Genomic DNA, 15852 nt, shown 5'->3' on the forward strand with positions numbered 1-15852 from the left:
TGGAGAAGCAACTGCGGATGAGATCTGTCAAGCCAGCCCTCTTGGGAAAGGTTACTAAATGAAATTGCTAAGATACGGGGACGTAGGTTCTGAAAAGCCCGCCATCCTGGATGACAATGGCATTGTCAGGGATTTGTCCGGGGTTGTGCCGGATATCGGGGGCATCCATCTCGATGACGCAACGATAGAGCGCATTCGGATGACTGATTTGACTCGGCTTCCTGAACTGCCCCGCGGGGGTCGGATCGGGGCCTGCGTTTCGACGCCTACGAACTTCATCGCGGTTGGCCTGAACTACGCGGACCACGCGGAAGAATCCGGCATGGCAATCCCGGCCGAGCCGATCCTGTTCTCCAAGGCCCCCAACTGCATCGTTGGGCCAAATGACGATGTCGTTGCACCGGCCGGATCGGCAAAACTCGATTGGGAGATCGAACTTGCTTTGGTGATCGGAAAGAAGGCCCACAACGTGCAGAATTCGGATGCCATGTCGCATGTCGCAGGCTTCTGCATTTGCAACGATATCTCCGAGCGTGCTTGGCAAATCGAGGGGACGGGACAGTGGCTTAAAGGAAAGAGCGCGCCTACCTTCGGTCCTCTCGGGCCGTGGCTGGTAACGCGAGACGAGATCGGTGATGTCGGTAACCTGCCCATGGAACTGAAGGTGGACGGCAAGACGATGCAGTCGGGCTCGACGAAAACCATGATCTTCGACGTTCCATACTTGGTTTCCTATATCAGCAAGTTCATCGAACTGATCCCTGGTGATGTTATCACAACAGGAACCCCGCCCGGGGTCGGAATGGGCAAAAAACCGCCGGTCTACCTAAAGTCCGGCGCAACGATGGAATTGGCTATCGTGGGTCTAGGAACGCAAAGGCAGATTGTGCGCGCTGCTGGAAATAAGGGCACTGGCTAATCCGGCGGTATCGGTTGTCAGTGGCGAACCTCCGTGGTGCTCGGTGCAACGCTCGGGCAGTGCGGTCATCTTGGCGCCGCCGAAAACGGTGGACCATTCGCCAATGCAACCCCACCGCCCTCAACAAGCTGGCGGAAGAAAAGAGCATCGAATGGTTCCGTGGCCGGAGCCCGGCTTCATGCGCAACGTCTATCCCAGTCCTGTAATTGTCGGGCTTCATGAGCATGAATCAGGACCGCCACATAATCCTGTATAGCCGAAGGGCAGACTGACCCAACGAACCGTGGCAGCTCAATCAACCCAAGCGTTCAATCTGGACGGACGCCGCTGTCTCGCGATCGGCCAACTACTAAGAGTCCGTACCGGAACTGCTCATGAGTTGCGCGCGATGCGCCTGACGAGGATCATGACGGCTGCGACATAGAGGAAAGCCGTCGCGGATACGAGGGTTGCCTCGGCATCCTTCCAGAGGCGTCGGTTGCGCCTGATCCAGGCGAATAAGCGCTTGCCCCCCCATCCAGACAGCGAAGTCGACTTGATCGAGCTTTCGCTTGACGATCTCGAAGGCGATGGAGGTGGCTTCGGCGACGCGCGGTCCTTGGTAGCCAGCGTCAGCGAAAACCTTAGGGATGACGGGCAACGGCGCCGCGAAGCTTGTCATCATCCCGATTCGTCAGGTCGATTTCGTAGCGCAGGTTCTCTAGGCTGTGCTTGCGGCGGGTAGCTGGCATCCACATCAGATCTCTCCGAAAAGGCTTCGATACCCAATTCGGAATCAAGGCAACGTAGTCAAACACGTCCTGCCTTGCCTCCTCGCGTGTTCGGTAGGTTCTACGCCGGATCCTCTCGCGCTTGAGGAGATTGAAGAAGCTCTCTGCCACAGCGTTGTCGTGACAGTTCCGCGCCGGCTCATCGAGTGCTCAAGGTAGTGGTGCTCCAGGAACGCCGCCCAGTCCCTACTGGTGACTTGCGAGCCTTGATCGGAATGGACCAAGACCTTGCTCTTCGGCTTTCGACGCCACACCAAGTCGGCGCGAACCCACTGCCAAGAGACGTCTTCATCGACGTCATGCTGCTTTTCTCATGGAGAGGCTCTCGTACGTCCTCACACGTTCGCTATCCGGCTCGCTCGACGTTAACTAACTGCGCGACCAGCCCGAGCGGATGGCGCAGTTTGTGCGGCGTCAGACGCGCCACCTGGGAGCGGCACGAAAAGCCGGTCGCCGTAGTGACTTGGTCGGCGTTCATCTGTTCCTGCCACGATGCTGCGAATAGGTTTCGCGACACGTCCTGATGGCGTCTTTGATGGCCGAACAGTCCGGCCATGCCGCAGCACCCCGTCTCTGGCGTCTCGAGTTCGATGCCGATCGCACCAAACACCTCGCGCCATTGCGCCGGGCTTGCCGGTGATGCGGTGCGCTCAGTGCAGTGCGACAGCAGCCGGATGGTACCGACCGCGGAACCTAAAACTTTGGGAAAGCTGCGCTTGCCGACTTCGCCGGCAAGAAATTCCTGCACCATCTGGATCTCGGGCAACTTGATGCCCGCCTTGCGGTATTCCTGTCGCAACATCATGCCGAAAGCAGGCTCGAAGGTGAGCAGCGGTGCCCCGCTGCGCGCAGCGAGCGCGAGACGACGCGAAAGCTTTCTCGCCATCTTGTCGAAGTTGCCAAGGTCGCCAGCATTGTGGGCCGCCTTTCCGGCCGGCAGCATCGGCAGCAGACGTGGCCCGTAGCCCAGCGCCAGGAGGCCGGCGATCGCATCGCGCTGCATTCTTTCGTCGAACAGCGCCGTAAACCAATCCTGCACCAGAATGACTGTGCCTGACGGCAACGGCCGGCCCAGTTCGCTTTCGGACAGGCGAAACTCACGACCGGGATGGCGCGCCAGGGAAAGGTCGAGTTCTGTCATGCCGACAAGCGGCGCGGCAAGTCGCGTGGCCATCGGCCAGAACGGTCTGAGCAGCGGCGTGAAACGCTGGATCATAGGGCTCATGCGTTCGGCCATGAGGACAAGGCGATCGGCGAAAGGGCGTCGGTGTCGTTTGAAATAGTCGGCGTAGAACGCGGTCCGCATCGTTGGAATATCGACCTGAACCGGGCAGCTGGACGCGCAGGCTTTGCAACCTAAGCAGGTGTCGAGAACGCTCATGAGCGCTTGCTCGCGCTCGTGCAGGTCGTTCGCCCCAGCCTGTCGGGCCGTGTGCCAGCCCCTCAAGGCATCGGCTCGCCCCTTGGGACTGTGGCGTACGTCCCAGCTTGTCTTGAAACTCGGACACATCGGCGTCGCGGCCATGTAGCTCAAGCATTGAGCGTTGCCGTTGCAACGGAAGGCGAGCGCCAGCGGATCGCCGGCCGGCGCATTGAAGCGGCGAAACGGTGGCGTATCGATACCCATAATATCCGGCCCGTTGCTGACCAGCTTGCCGGGATTGTACCTGTCGGTCGGATCGAACGCCGCCTTGACGCCCTGCAACGCGCCATAGGCCTGCGCGCCTATCCAGTCGCGCAGATAGGTTCCTCGCACGCCTTTGCCATGCTCGCCCCAGAAGATACCGCCATGCTTGCGGGTCAGCGCATAGACTTTATCGGAAACGGCCAGAAGCCTGGCGCGGTCCTTTTGGGCGTCGACATCGAGAGCCGGACGGATGTGCAGGCAACCGACATCGACGTGCCCATAAATCGCATAGGTCAGGCCGTGGCCTGACAGAAGCGCCAGAAAATCGTCTAGGAAGGCCGGCAGATTTTCTGGCGGCACGACCGTATCCTCAACGAAGGCGATGGGCCGCGCGTTGCCATCCACCTTGCCGAGAAGGCCAACCGAGGCAGAGCGAACAGCCCATAGGCTGCGTACCTCGTCTGGCCCCGATGCAACGTGCACCGCGCCGGCGCCTGCCAGAGCGGCAAGGGTCGAGCGCGCATGCGCTACCCGTCGGTCTAACACCACCGCGTCGTCGCCGTTGAACTCGATGAAGACGTAAGCGATACCCTGCCCCTGGCGCGCCATGAGTGCATCGGGCAGTTTTGCGAGAATGCCGGCACGGCCCGCCATCGCCTGCACAGTCTCGTCCATCACCTCGACGGCGGTCGGATTGGCTTCGATCAGCGGGCCGGCTGCTGCCAGAGCATCGCGCATGGTGGCGAAGCCAGCGACTACCAAGCGCTTCTCAGGTTCCAACCGGCGCAGCCTGACGCGAATGCGGCTGACGATTCCGAGCGTGCCTTCGGCGCCAAGAAATAGTCGCCACCATTCGAACGTGCCATCGTGGTTGCACGCGCGTTCGAGGTCGTAACCGGTGAAGCGGCGAGTGAGGCGCGGCGTGTTTTCAATGAAGGCCTGACGGCCGGCCTCGGCGGCTGTGCGCGCCTGGTCCAGCATCACATGCGCCCAATCCGGAGGCGTCTTCAGGCTCGACAAGATTCCTTGCGGGCGAGCGATATCGAGGCCATCGATATTGTCGGATGTCTTACCATAGATGCGCGAGCCCTTGCCCGAGGCATCCGTGCTGACCATGCCGCCGATCGTGCAGCGGGTTGAGGTCGAGGTTTCCGGCGCAAAAAACCAGCCCGCGGGCCGCACCTTCTCGTTCAGATCGTCGAGCACCATGCCGGGTTCGACATCCGCCCAGCCTTCCTCCGCATCGAAGGCGATGAGGCGGTTCATGTGGCGACGCAGATCGACGACTACGCCCGCATTCAGGCTCTGGCCGTTGGTACCGGTCCCGCCTCCGCGCGCGGTGATCGCGATCGACCTGAAATCATCTTCTTCTGCGATGTCGAGCAAACGCACGAGATCGCGGTCGTCGTGCGGGGCGACGATAATGTCCGGTTCAATCTGATAGACCGAATTATCAGTCGACATCGCCGCGCGCAGCGCGCTGTCGCGGTCGATATCGCCCGCAAAACCGCCCGCGCGCAAAGCGTCAGCGAAGCGGTCGAGACGTTCGCCATCCGTCGTCGTGGTGAGTTGATGCATTGCAGGCGATCCAGCAAGAAGAGAGTTCGACCCTTTCGGGCCGATCTCTCAGCGCCCGTTAGCGCTGGCCGTCATTGACTGAGATATCTTCCGGCTTCAAGCCGCCAAGGCGGTTGTTGACGCGCGATCCCGTTGCCATGACAAGCCCGTAGAGCAACTCCTTCGGCTTGGGCGCATCGATGGCGCCAATTTCCATGCTGTTGAAGTGGCCGCGCACATAGGAGGCTTCCTTGTGGAACAGTGGCACGGGCAGGCGATAGCCCGTATAGGCAACGGTCTTGGCGGCGGGTACGATAGCCTTGCCGCCGACGACGTCGCGCATCGACCAGCCGCCCGCGACATGCCAGATCGCGCCGTGCTCAAGCTCGCCCTCCACACCGACGATCGCGCCCTTGCCATAGGCCTGGACAGCATCGCGGCCGCCCAGAGCCTCGGCAAGACGTGTGGCAAGATCCTTGCCGAGCGGCTTCAGGGCGTCCATGAAGGGCGTCAGGTCTTCGACATAGCGCCCGGCATAGGGGTTTTCGACAACCGCATAGGCTGCGCCGATGCGCAGCGGCGGGTTGGCCACGGGGCCGTTCTCGTGCATCACCGTTTCGACGTTGACGGCGAACTTGCGGACGTTGACTTCGAGGGACATGAATTACGCCTCCTTCTTCTTTTCGGATGATTGCGGACCGGATCGCACTTCGACGCCGGCCCATTGCTCGATGTGCCGCAGCACCTCGACATTGTCCTTGCGACCGCCGCCCTGCGTCATGGAGAAGGCGAGAAACTGGCGGGCGACAGGGTTGACCTGCATCGGTGCGCCGATGCGTTCGGCATCGTCGATGCACATCTTCACGTCCTTGTGCAAAAGCTCGGTCGTAAAGCGAAGTGGGAAGCTGCCGTCGAGCGCACATTGGGGAATGCGTTCCAGCGTGGCGAAGCTGCGGCCGCTCGAAACGTTGATGACGTCGAGCAGCGTCTGCGGATCAAGGCCCGCCTTGACCCCGTAGACCAGCGCCTCGCAACTGGCGATCATCGTCGTCGCGTAAAGGGTGTTGTTGACGATCTTGACCGTCTGCCCGAGGCTGGGATCCTCGCCCAGATAGAAGATGTTGCGACCGATCACGTCCAGTATTGGACGGATGCGCTCACAGGCCGCTTGCGGACCGGCCGCCATGACGGCGAGTTTGCCCTGTTCGGCATTGGCGGTGCCGCCGCTTACCGGCGCACCGATGAACTGGATAGCCGAACCTTCCAGACCGCCGGCGATCTCGCGCGTCACGGCGGGGCCGGTGGTCGACAGGTCGACGATCAGCCGCACCTTGCCGCCCGACGTCAGGCCGCCCTCGCCCAAGATCACTTCCTTGACGATGCCCGGGGTCGGCAAGGACAGCAGAACCGTTTCCACGGACGCACCGAGCTCGGCAATGCTGTCCACGGTTTTCGCGCCGGCCTTCTCAAGCGCCGCGGCGGCGCCGGGATCGACGTCGAACCCGATCACGTCAAAGCCCGCCGCCATCAGGCGCGTGGCGAAGTGCTTGCCGATATTGCCAATGCCGACCAGCCCGACCGTGCGTATCTCGTCCATGTTTGTTCCTTGATGTTCAGTTCACGCGCGTCAGGAGCGGACGCCCGCTGTAGAAGGCCTCAGCGTTCTCCACGAAACGCATCACCGATGCGTGGATCGCCTGCGGGGAGATGCCTGCAATGTGCGGTGTCAGCACCGCGTTCTCGAAGCCGAGAAGCTCGGCAGGCGGTGTCGGCTCGTGCTCATAGACGTCGAGCGCGGCGGCCCAGATGCGCTTGTCCGCCAGTGCGGATGCGACGGCGGCGGTATCGACCAGGGTGCCGCGCGCGATATTTACCACGACGCCGTCGGGGCCAAGCGCGTCGAGAACCTCGGTCGAGACGACGTGATAGGTATCCTTGCCGCCGGGCGCGGCGACGATGAGGAAATCGGACCAGCGCGCCAGGCTGACGATGTCGTCGAACCATTGGAAGCCGCAATCGTCGCGGCGCGTGCGGCTGTGATAGCCGATTTCCATGTCGAAGCCTGCCGCGCGCTTTGCCACAGCCTTGCCGATGGCGCCGAGGCCGAAGATGCCAATGCGGCGGCCAGAGACGTGCGGCGGACGCGGGATGTCGTCACGCCACAGCCCTTCGCGCACGCCCGAATTGAGGAAGGGAATGCGGCGGATCGCAGCGAGCAGGATCGCCATCGCATGGTCGGCGACGGCCGCATCATTGGTGCCGGCGGCATTGCATACGGGAATGTCACGCGCGCTCGCCGCAGGCAGGTCGACATTCTCGAAACCGACGCCGACCGTGCAGATCAGACGCAGCTTCGGCAATGCGGCGATCTCATCGGCATAGAGCCCATTGGTGCCGTTGGTCAGCACGATCTCGATCTCGTCGCCACGCGCCGCGATTTCACGCGCGCCGTTCGTGCGGTCAGCGCCCAAGTCGCCATTGGGGGCATAGATCATGTCGTAGCGCTCGCCCACGAGTTGGCGATGTTCTTCGGACAGGTAAACGAGGATGAGGAGAACAGGCTTCATGAAGGCAGTTCCGAACGGTGATTGCGAATGCTGATTACAGCGGTGGGTTGGCAGACTGTCGCGATTTGCGCAGCACCATCTGGCTGCGGACGAAGGACCAGACCGGCGCGGCAAGAAGCAGCAGCGTCAGGAATGCCAGCAGCATCGCGATCGGCCGGTCGACGAGGCCCATTAGGTCTCCGCGGGCCTTCATCAGCGACATCAGGAGATTGCGTTCGAGGATCGGCGCCAGGACGATGGCAAGAATGGCCGGCGCTATTGGAAAGCCGTAGCGGTCCATGAAGAAGGCAAGGACGCCCAGTGCGACCATGACGCCGATGTCGAACGCGGAGTTGGAGACCGCGAACGCACCTACGATCGCCAGAAGCACGATGATCGGCATCAGCGCTTCGCGAGGGATGCGCAGGATGTTGTTGGCCGATCGGATTGCCAGATAGCCAAGCGGAATCATCAGGAGATTGGCGAGAATGAAGATGATGAACAGCGCATAGGCCATGTCTGCGGTCTGCGTGAAGACCTGCGGCCCGGGCTGGATGCCCTTCATCAAAAGCACGCCGATGACGATCGCGGTGATGGCATCGCCGGGAATGCCGAAGACGAGGGTCGGGATCCAGGCACCGCCGAGCGAGGAATTATTGGCCGAGGACGCCTCGACGACGGCGCTCAGGCTCTTATCCTCCTCGGACTGGCGCTTGCTCGAGAAGCGTTTGGCGACCGCGTAGGAAATCCACGTCGCGACGCCGCCGCCGGCGCCCGGAAGTATGCCGGTGATGGTTCCAATCAGGCTGCCGCGTACGTTCGCGCGCCAGTAATCGCGCATCAGATCACGTACCTGCTTCATCAGATGAAAGTCCACCGGTTTAGCGGGCGCCTTGATGACGTTCCGGTCGACGACGAAGCGAAACACTTCGGCCAAGGCGAACATGCCGATCAGCGCCGGAACGAAGCCGATGCCGGCCTGCAATTCCGGATAGCCGAACGTATAGCGCATGCTGCCAGTGCTCAGATCCGTACCGACGGACGCGATCAGCAGGCCGATCAGAAGCGATATCATGCCTTTGAGTGGCGAACCGGCAAAGATGACCACGGCGCAGGACAGCCCGAGCGCGGCAAGCCAGAAATATTCGTCGGAACTGAAATTGGCGGCGAAGCGCGCCAGAACGGGGGCGCCGATCATCAGGACGATCGTCGCGAATAATCCGCCCAGCGCGGAAAAGACGAGGCATGCGGCAAGGCCCTTCATACCCTCCCCGCGCTGCGTCATCTTGTAGAGGTCGTCGACATAGGCGGCCGAGGAAGGCGTTCCAGGCATCCGAAGGAGCGCGGCTGGGATATCTCCTGCGAAAAGCGCCATCGCACTGGTCGCGATAATGGCTCCAAGTGCCGGCACCGGGTCCATGGCAAAGGTCAGCGGCACCAGCAGCGCCGTCGCCATCGTCGCCGACAACCCAGGAATGGCACCGACGAAAAGACCGAAGCACGAGGCAAGGAGAATGACGGTGAGGACATAAGGCGTAAAGACGAGCCCGGCCGAACTGACAAGGATATCGATCATCAGATCATGCCCGCGATCGAGAACCAGCCGCGCGGCAGCGGTACCATGAACGCCCTTGCGAAGATCAGTTCCAGCACGCCCGCCGCGATGAGTGCGAGCACGAAACAGCGAATCAAGCCGCCCCAGAACCAGAGCGAAAGGACAGTCATGATGACGCTGGCGCAGATGAAGAAGCCGGCGGTCGGCGCGGCGAGGATATAGGCGATCGGCGCGACGGCCACGAGCACCAGCCCAGCGACGTCGCGCATGCCGAGCTTTTCGGGCGTGACCTCGTCCGCGCCTCCGCCGACTGGCTTCGCCACCATGCTCGTGACAATGAGCGCGGTGCTTGCGACGGCAAGACCGAGGGAAATGACGGACGGAAAGGTCCAGGCGCCGAAGCCCATGCCCGGGACCGAGGCAAAGCCCCAGCCTTCAACGAGCGCCGCGAGTGCGACGCCCAGCAGAAGCGCGCCGATCCAGATGTCGGGCTTATTCATGCCGTCCCCTCGCCGATCTGTTATTGCGCGTAGCCGGCGGCTTCCAAAACCTGGACCGTGGAGTCGTAAGCCTGCGACATGAACTGCGTGAACTCGTCGCCACTCGCCCACGTCATGCCGTAACCGAGATTGGACATCTGCTGCTTGAACTCGTCCGAGTTATAGATGTCTTCAATGTGCCCAGCCAGGATCGAGACGGTCTGCGGGTCCATGCCCTGCGGGCCGGCAAAACCGCGCCACACTCCGGAGACAACGGGAATCCCAATTGCCTCCTCGACCGTCGGTACGTCCGGAAACGCTTCGAGGCGCTCGGCGCTCATGATCGCAAGCGAGCGGACGTTGCCCGCATCCATCAACGCGTTGGCTTCGGCAACTGACGACGGCACAAAATCGACCGCACCGGCGACGAGCTCGTTGAGAGATGGCCCTGCGCCTTCGCTGGGGATGAATACGACTGAGGTCGGGTCGACGTCGATCGCCTGCATCAGGGAAATCCATGCGATGTGCCACGGACCGCCAATACCGCTGGCAGATGCTGTGAAGCCCTGCGGATCGGTGCGAATCGCCTCAACCGCCTGCTCCAAATTCTCGAACTGCGAGGAAGACTGCACCTGCACGCCCGCCGGGTCGAAATTGACCAGCGAGATGGCGGTGAAGCTTTCATAATTGATATCGCCGCGTCCCAGCGCTTCGTAGCTGTCGAGAGAGGATGTCAGGAGGCCGATCACCGAACCATCAGCGGCCGCTCTGGCAACCTCGTTGCTTCCGACGACACCACCCGCACCCGGTCGGTTTTCGACGTTGACCGGAATTCCGAGGCGTTCGTTGAGACCGGCCGCGACCATGCGTGCAACGGCGTCCGTGCCGCCGCCAGCTCCGAAAGGCACGATAATGCGAATGGAACTTGCGGGATAGGCAGCGTCCTGAGCGCTTGCCGCCAACGGCGCCATCGCAGCCAGTGCGACTCCGGCAACCAGAATATTGCGTCTCGTAAACATGACTTCCTCCCAAAAAGACCCTTGCGGGCCATCACCTCGCAAACCGCTGCCTCCCCGCATTGGTCGTACGAAGGAATAGCGGTTGATGACATTTTCTTAAAAGCGATATATTTTCATATAAATTCATTCCATGAAGGAATGTCCTTCCCCAATTCTTTGGTTCCCGATTTTGGTCACCCTCAAGCAGCTCGAAGCGTTGTATTGGATAGGCAAGCTCGACACGTTCGAGCGCGCGGCATCAAAGCTCAACACCACGCAGTCCACCATTTCTAAACGCATACGTGAATTGGAGCTGGCGGCCCGCACGCCGCTCTTCGATCGCTCGCTGCGCACCGCAAGGATGACCGAAAAAGGCGAGGAACTTTTCATCCTCGCCGAACAGATGCTGGAACTCAGCCAGCGGGTCACCAATCTTTCGGGCCGGAGCGAGGCACCGGCACGCCAGTTACGGCTAGGCGTAACCGAACTGACAGCCTTGACGTGGCTGCCGCGTTTCATCGGGCACTTGCGCGAAATCTATCCCCGCCTCGTTATAACGGCGGAGGTCGACATGGGTCGAAACCTTTACGACCGTCTCCTGGAGGACAATCTCGATCTCATCATCGTGCCGGACGCATTCGCCGATCCGCAGATCGAAACGGTGACGCTGGCACACAGCCAGAACGTATGGATGGGCAGCCCGCGCCTAATCGGCCACGCGCGTCAAATCTCGGTCGGGGAACTCGCCGAATTCACCGTCCTTATGCAGGGCAGTCGTTCGGGGTCAGGGCAATGGGTCAGCAAATGGCTGAAGTCGCACGCGGTGGTGCTGCGCAATCAGGTTTCCAGCGACAGCCTTGTCGCTCTTCTGGGAATGGCCGTGGCCGGTCTCGGCGTGACCTATCTGCCGCGCGACTGTTTTGCACCGCTAGTCGACAACGGCAAGCTGACCGTGCTCGAAACCCAGCCAGAACTTCCGTCCATACCCTATGTCGCAATGTATCGGAAATCAGGACTAATGGACTTCAAGGAACAGATATCGCAACTGGCAAAGTCAATGTGCGACTTCTCGCAGCAGCTGCAGTAGGCAAGCTTCGTGGCCGTAGAAGTCGACCGGAGTGCGAAGTTGGCTCTGAATCATAGTTGACGAAATCGTGACATCGGCATACTCGACGCGGTACTCAGATAGACTGATCTGGCAAGACCTTACATTTTTTTTGCGCTATTTGAGCCGACCTAGCCTGTGTAGTTCACCACAATCAGGCAAGGACCGTCTTCATACAGTGCATGCTGGAACGCGACATTGAAGGCATCGAGGTCATCAGCCTCCTTGGCCGGCACGCCCATGCCTTCGGCAAGCCGAACCCAGTCGAGATCGGGCTTGTCGAGATCGATCATGGCGATGGCGTTTGGGCCCGGCACGCCGAAACCGACATTGGCGAATTCGCGGTGGAGCGTCGCATAGGTGCCGTTGGCCAGAAGCACGGTCACCACATTCGCCCGTTCACGCGCCTGCGTCCACAGCGCTTGGAGCGTATACATCGCGCTGCCGTCGGCCTGCAGGCAGACGGTCTTGCGGTTCGGGGCGGCGACTGCTGCTCCCGTCGCCAGCGGCAATCCGATACCGATCGAGCCGCCGGTTAATTGAAGATGATCGTGCGGCGCGGTCTGTCGCAGAGCCGGTAGGAGCTTGAAGCTGGCGCTGATCGACTCGTCGACGAGAATCGCGTCGTCGGGGAGGAGTGCGGCGATGGACGCGCCGAGGCCTTCGAGGGTCATGCCGCCCCGCCCTGGCTGACGCTCACCGCGCCCAAGCAGGCGATGGGCCGAGGCCGGTTTCGACGCTCCAAGGTGGTCTGCGAGCGCATCGAGGAATGTCGCGACTTCATTAGCTCGGGTCCTGACCGAAAATATTTCAGCCTCCGGCGGCAGAACGAGACTCGGCTTTCCCGGATAGGCGAAAAAGGCGACCGGCTCGGTCATGCCGCAGAAGACCGCGTGGCGAATACCGGACAGCATGTTCAGAGCCTGGTCGACGACATAGGGCACGCGCTCGACCGCCACCGTTCCTGCCCCGCGGCGGGCCCGGGCGGCGCTCGTCGGGCCGATCAGGCGGCAGCCGGTGACTTCTGCGATGCGGCCTGCGACCGAAAGGGCCGGGTCGCGCAGGCCCGGACTGCCGATGAAGAGTGCCGCGCCTTCCTTGCGCAGCGTAGCGGCCGCCTCAGCGACCAAGGCTTCGTCGGTGCGAATTTGAGGCGCGGCCCGGCCGGAGCCGGTCACCGGCTGGCCGCCCGAATTCCAGGCAACGTCGGCCGGGACGATGAGGGTGGCGACCTTGCCGCCGCCCTCGCCCGATGCCTCGATGGCTGCGGCGACGTCGCTGCCGAGCGCGGAAGCCGTCATGCTCGTGCGCACCCAGTGCGAGACGGGCCGCGCCAAGCCTTCGATGTCGCTCGACAGCGGGGCGTCGTACTGGCGATGGTAGGTGGCGTGCTCGCCGACGATGGAGAGCATCGGCGTGCCGGCCTTGCGTGCATTGTGGAGGTTGGCAATGCCGTTGGCGAACCCCGGCCCGAGATGGAGGAGCGATGCCGCCGGCCGGCCGGTCATGCGGGCGTAGCCGTCGGCCGCCCCCGTCACGACCCCTTCGAACAGCCCGAGCACGCAACGCATCCGGCTATAGCGGTCGAGCGCGCCGACGAGGTGCATTTCCGACGTGCCGGGATTGGCGAAGCACGTGTCGATGCCCGCGCCGAGCAGAGTCTCGACCAGGCTTTCCGCGCCGTTGAGCTGGTTGGATTTGGTGTCCATCGCGGCTTGCGCCTCCATTTCAGATGATCTTGCGCCCGATGGCACGTGCAGCCTCGCGCAACAGCACGACATTGCGGTCGAGTTCCGATACGAGCGGCGCCGTCAGTCCGGAAATGCTGAGCGATCCAACGAACCGACCGTCATGGCCGAAGATCGGCACGCCGAGCCCGGCAAGTCCGAGCACGAAATCGTCGATGGCGAACTCGTAGCCCTGTTCGCGAATGCGCAACGCTTCCTGCCGCAGGCTTTCGGGATCGGTGAGGCTCAGCGGCGTGCGCCTCGGCATCGGCTGGGCGAGCGCATGTTCCTGGTCTTGCGGCGACATGTAGGCCAGAAGCACGCGCGGCCCGCCGCCGCAATTCAGAGCGGTGCGCGTGCCGACCGTGAACCAGGGCGCATCGACATTGGGGATCGCCGCGCGCACCCGCTCGACGCAGAGCCCCATGCCCTCATGCGGAATCCACAGGAAGGACGTCGCGCCGATCCGGTCTGCGAGATCGCCCAGATAGGGAGCCGCGACCTCGCGCAGCTCACGGCCGGTATCGACGGCCGACGCGATTTCGAGCAGCCCGACAGTAAGAGAATAAAAGCCGTTGCGCGTGTCATGGTCGACGACGCCTGCGCTCTGCAACGTGTGCAGGAGACGGCGCGCGGTGCCTTTGTCGAGTTCGGCGGCCCGCGCCAGTTCGGTCAGCGTCCGGCGCGGCTGGGCGGCCGAAAACGCCCGCATCAGCGCAATGCCGCGCTCCAGCGCCCTGACGACGGGAACGCCGGGCTTGGCGGTCAGCCTCATCTCCGAAACAGCGATATCAGTCATGGGTGCCACACAGTGATAATGTCACTAGATGACACTTGATATCATCTATTGACACGCTTGTCCACCATTGGTCTACTCCCCGGGGTCAGGCTGACAAGACCGGGAAACGGCGTCAGGCGACAGGGAACAATCGCGATCAGGTCCGATGGAGAGTCCGATGAGAATGCGCACCTATCTTGCAGCCGGCGTCGCTGCTTTCGTGCTTGCCGTATCGTCTGCAGCCCAGGCGCAGGTCGAGGGCGGCAGCATCAGCGTGGTCGTCACGCCCGAGCCGCCGATGCTGATGCAGGCGCTCAACCAGAACGGCCCGACGAACATGATCGCTGGCAACATCTACGAATCCCTCCTGCGCTTCAACGAGGCGCTCGAGCCGCAGCCATCGCTCGCCCAGAGCTGGGAAATTTCGGAAGACGGCACCGTCTACACCTTCAAGCTGCAGGAAAACGTCACCTGGCATGATGGCGAGCCGTTCTCGGCCGACGACGTCGTCTTTTCGCTCGACGTCTTCCTGCGCGAGGTTCATCCGCGCTGGCGCCCGATCGTCAACAACCAGGTCGAAACCATCGAGAAGGTCGACGACAACACCGTCCGCCTGACGCTGAAGCAGCCCTTCGGTCCGCTCCTGCTGGCGATGGAGACGGCTTCGGCACCGATCGTTCCCAAGCACATCTACGAGGGGACGGAATTCGCTTCCAACCCGATGAACAACACGCCGATCGGCACCGGCCCGTTCAAGTTCCAGGAGTGGAACCGGGGGTCCTACGTCCACCTCGTTAAGAACGAGGACTACTGGATGGACGGCCGGCCCTATCTCGACGAAATCTACTGGCGCTTCATCCCGGATGCGGCCGCGCGCGCGGTGGCCTACGAGACCGGCGACGTGGACGTCTTGACCGGCGGTGCCGTCGACATCTTCGACGTGCCACGGCTGTCCGAACTCGAGAATTCCTGCGTGACCAGCAAAGGCTGGGAAATGTTCGCCCCGCACGCCTGGATCACAATCAACCACCGCAACGGCATTCTGGGCAACCAGCAGTTCCGCCAGGGGCTGATGCACGCGATCGACCGCGAATTCGGCCGCGACGTCGTCTGGAACGGCTTCGGCGAAATTCCGACCGGCCCGATCTCGTCGAAGACGCGCTTCTACGACGCCGACGTTCCGACCTACGAATACGACCCGGAAAAGGCGCGCGAACTGATCGAAGCGTCGGGCTATGACGGCGAGCCGGTCGAGTTCCTTGCCCTGCCCTATGGCGAGACGTGGACGCGCTGGGCCGAGGCGGTCCGCCAGAACCTCGCCGATGTCGGCGTCGACATGCAGATCGTCACGACCGACGTTCCCGGCTGGACGCAGCGCACCAGCGAGTGGAACTTCGACATGACGTTCAACTTCCTCTACCAGCTCGGCGACCCGGCGATCGGCGTTGCGCGCAGCTACATCTCGTCAAACATCATCAAGGGCAGCCCCTTTGCCAATGTCGGCGGCTATTCGAACGAGGAGGCCGACCGCCTGTTCGCAGCCGCTGCCATCACCCCAAGCGAGGACGAGCGCCAAGAGCTCTACTCGCAGATGCAGAAGCTTCTCGCCGAAGACCTGCCCGTGCTCTGGCTCCTCGAAATGGATTACCCGACGATCCACCGCTGCAACGTCAAGAACCTTGTCACCACCGCCATCGGCGTCAATGACGGGTTCCGCGACGCCTGGAAGGAATAGGCGTCTCATCTATCATTGCCGTCCGGTCGAATCGGGCCGGACGGCAAATGCGGCGG

At 62.2% G+C, this 15852-nt stretch carries 12 protein-coding genes and 2 pseudogenes; 3 read left to right on the plus strand and 11 right to left on the minus strand.

The genetic code is table 11. From position 1 onward, the window contains the following. The first annotated feature begins 58 nt into the window (after positions 1-58). Complete coding sequence (locus ALII_RS0101990; protein ID WP_024585663.1) at positions 59-919, plus strand: fumarylacetoacetate hydrolase family protein; 861 nt, start codon at positions 59-61, stop codon at positions 917-919. A gap of 372 nt (positions 920-1291) precedes the next feature. On the opposite strand, the pseudogene ALII_RS22810 reads toward ALII_RS0101990, so the two are convergent. The 9 genes and pseudogenes from ALII_RS22810 to ALII_RS0102030 all read right to left on the minus strand — a co-directional run. Next, positions 1292-1570: pseudogene (locus ALII_RS22810) on the minus strand (IS5/IS1182 family transposase); the annotation flags it as partial. Positions 1571-1695: 125 nt separating this feature from the next. Continuing rightward, positions 1696-1943 (minus strand): annotated as a pseudogene (locus ALII_RS21780) (DDE-type integrase/transposase/recombinase); the annotation flags it as partial. 92 nt (positions 1944-2035) lie between these two features. Beyond that, positions 2036-4894 carry an FAD-binding and (Fe-S)-binding domain-containing protein gene (locus ALII_RS0102000; protein ID WP_024585665.1) on the minus strand — a complete coding sequence of 953 codons (2859 nt, stop codon included), beginning with the start codon at positions 4892-4894 and terminating at the stop codon, positions 2036-2038. 58 nt (positions 4895-4952) lie between these two features. Then, complete coding sequence (locus ALII_RS0102005; RefSeq protein WP_024585666.1) at positions 4953-5534, minus strand: amino acid synthesis family protein; 582 nt, start codon at positions 5532-5534, stop codon at positions 4953-4955. 3 nt (positions 5535-5537) lie between these two features. Beyond that, a complete protein-coding gene (locus tag ALII_RS0102010; RefSeq protein WP_024585667.1) occupies positions 5538-6470 on the minus strand; it encodes an NAD(P)-dependent oxidoreductase in 933 nt (310 codons plus the stop codon). Positions 6471-6486: 16 nt separating this feature from the next. Beyond that, a complete protein-coding gene (locus ALII_RS0102015) occupies positions 6487-7440 on the minus strand; it encodes a 2-hydroxyacid dehydrogenase (RefSeq protein WP_024585668.1) in 954 nt (317 codons plus the stop codon). Positions 7441-7474: 34 nt separating this feature from the next. After that, the gene (locus tag ALII_RS0102020; protein ID WP_029660102.1) at positions 7475-8995 is read right to left on the minus strand and encodes a tripartite tricarboxylate transporter permease; all 1521 of its coding nucleotides are present in this window, start codon (positions 8993-8995) and stop codon (positions 7475-7477) included. After that, positions 8995-9474, minus strand: coding sequence for a tripartite tricarboxylate transporter TctB family protein (locus ALII_RS0102025; protein WP_024585670.1), 480 nt, complete (start codon positions 9472-9474; stop codon positions 8995-8997). The genes ALII_RS0102020 and ALII_RS0102025 overlap by 1 nt, the downstream gene beginning before the upstream one ends. A 20-nt stretch (positions 9475-9494) precedes the next feature. Next, a complete protein-coding gene (locus tag ALII_RS0102030; RefSeq protein WP_024585671.1) occupies positions 9495-10472 on the minus strand; it encodes a tripartite tricarboxylate transporter substrate binding protein in 978 nt (325 codons plus the stop codon). Between the two features lie 130 nt (positions 10473-10602). Here ALII_RS0102030 and ALII_RS0102035 point away from each other — a divergent pair, with 130 nt between their 5' ends. Further along, positions 10603-11538, plus strand: a complete 936-nt coding sequence (locus ALII_RS0102035; protein ID WP_244437249.1) for a LysR family transcriptional regulator — start codon at positions 10603-10605, stop codon at positions 11536-11538. 149 nt (positions 11539-11687) lie between these two features. Here ALII_RS0102035 and ALII_RS0102040 read toward each other — a convergent pair whose 3' ends face one another. After that, complete coding sequence (locus tag ALII_RS0102040) at positions 11688-13265, minus strand: acetolactate synthase large subunit (protein WP_029660103.1); 1578 nt, start codon at positions 13263-13265, stop codon at positions 11688-11690. A 19-nt stretch (positions 13266-13284) separates the two neighbouring features. Next, positions 13285-14082 (minus strand): IclR family transcriptional regulator, encoded by a 798-nt coding sequence (locus ALII_RS0102045; protein WP_024585674.1) that lies wholly within the window; start codon positions 14080-14082, stop codon positions 13285-13287. A gap of 157 nt (positions 14083-14239) precedes the next feature. Between ALII_RS0102045 and ALII_RS0102050 the strand changes: the two genes are divergently transcribed. After that, positions 14240-15796, plus strand: coding sequence for an ABC transporter substrate-binding protein (locus ALII_RS0102050; RefSeq protein ID WP_244437252.1), 1557 nt, complete (start codon positions 14240-14242; stop codon positions 15794-15796). The last annotated feature ends 56 nt before the right edge of the window (positions 15797-15852 follow it).

Origin of the sequence: Aliihoeflea sp. 2WW (genome assembly GCF_000497755.1) — a bacterium.
In the GTDB taxonomy this organism is placed as follows: Bacteria; Pseudomonadota; Alphaproteobacteria; order Rhizobiales; family Rhizobiaceae; genus Aliihoeflea.

Coding starts and splice junctions, on each gene's coding strand:
- ALII_RS0102045 (WP_024585674.1), bottom strand. CDS start 14,082: ATGACTGATATCGCTGTTTCGGAGATGAGGCTGACCGCCAAGCCCGGC.
- ALII_RS0102010 (WP_024585667.1), bottom strand. CDS start 6,470: ATGGACGAGATACGCACGGTCGGGCTGGTCGGCATTGGCAATATCGGC.
- ALII_RS0102035 (WP_244437249.1), top strand. CDS start 10,603: ATGAAGGAATGTCCTTCCCCAATTCTTTGGTTCCCGATTTTGGTCACC.
- ALII_RS0102030 (WP_024585671.1), bottom strand. CDS start 10,472: ATGTTTACGAGACGCAATATTCTGGTTGCCGGAGTCGCACTGGCTGCG.
- ALII_RS0102000 (WP_024585665.1), bottom strand. CDS start 4,894: ATGCATCAACTCACCACGACGACGGATGGCGAACGTCTCGACCGCTTC.
- ALII_RS0102015 (WP_024585668.1), bottom strand. CDS start 7,440: ATGAAGCCTGTTCTCCTCATCCTCGTTTACCTGTCCGAAGAACATCGC.
- ALII_RS0102040 (WP_029660103.1), bottom strand. CDS start 13,265: ATGGACACCAAATCCAACCAGCTCAACGGCGCGGAAAGCCTGGTCGAG.
- ALII_RS0102005 (WP_024585666.1), bottom strand. CDS start 5,534: ATGTCCCTCGAAGTCAACGTCCGCAAGTTCGCCGTCAACGTCGAAACG.
- ALII_RS0102025 (WP_024585670.1), bottom strand. CDS start 9,474: ATGAATAAGCCCGACATCTGGATCGGCGCGCTTCTGCTGGGCGTCGCA.
- ALII_RS0102050 (WP_244437252.1), top strand. CDS start 14,240: ATGAGAATGCGCACCTATCTTGCAGCCGGCGTCGCTGCTTTCGTGCTT.
- ALII_RS0102020 (WP_029660102.1), bottom strand. CDS start 8,995: ATGATCGATATCCTTGTCAGTTCGGCCGGGCTCGTCTTTACGCCTTAT.
- ALII_RS0101990 (WP_024585663.1), top strand. CDS start 59: ATGAAATTGCTAAGATACGGGGACGTAGGTTCTGAAAAGCCCGCCATC.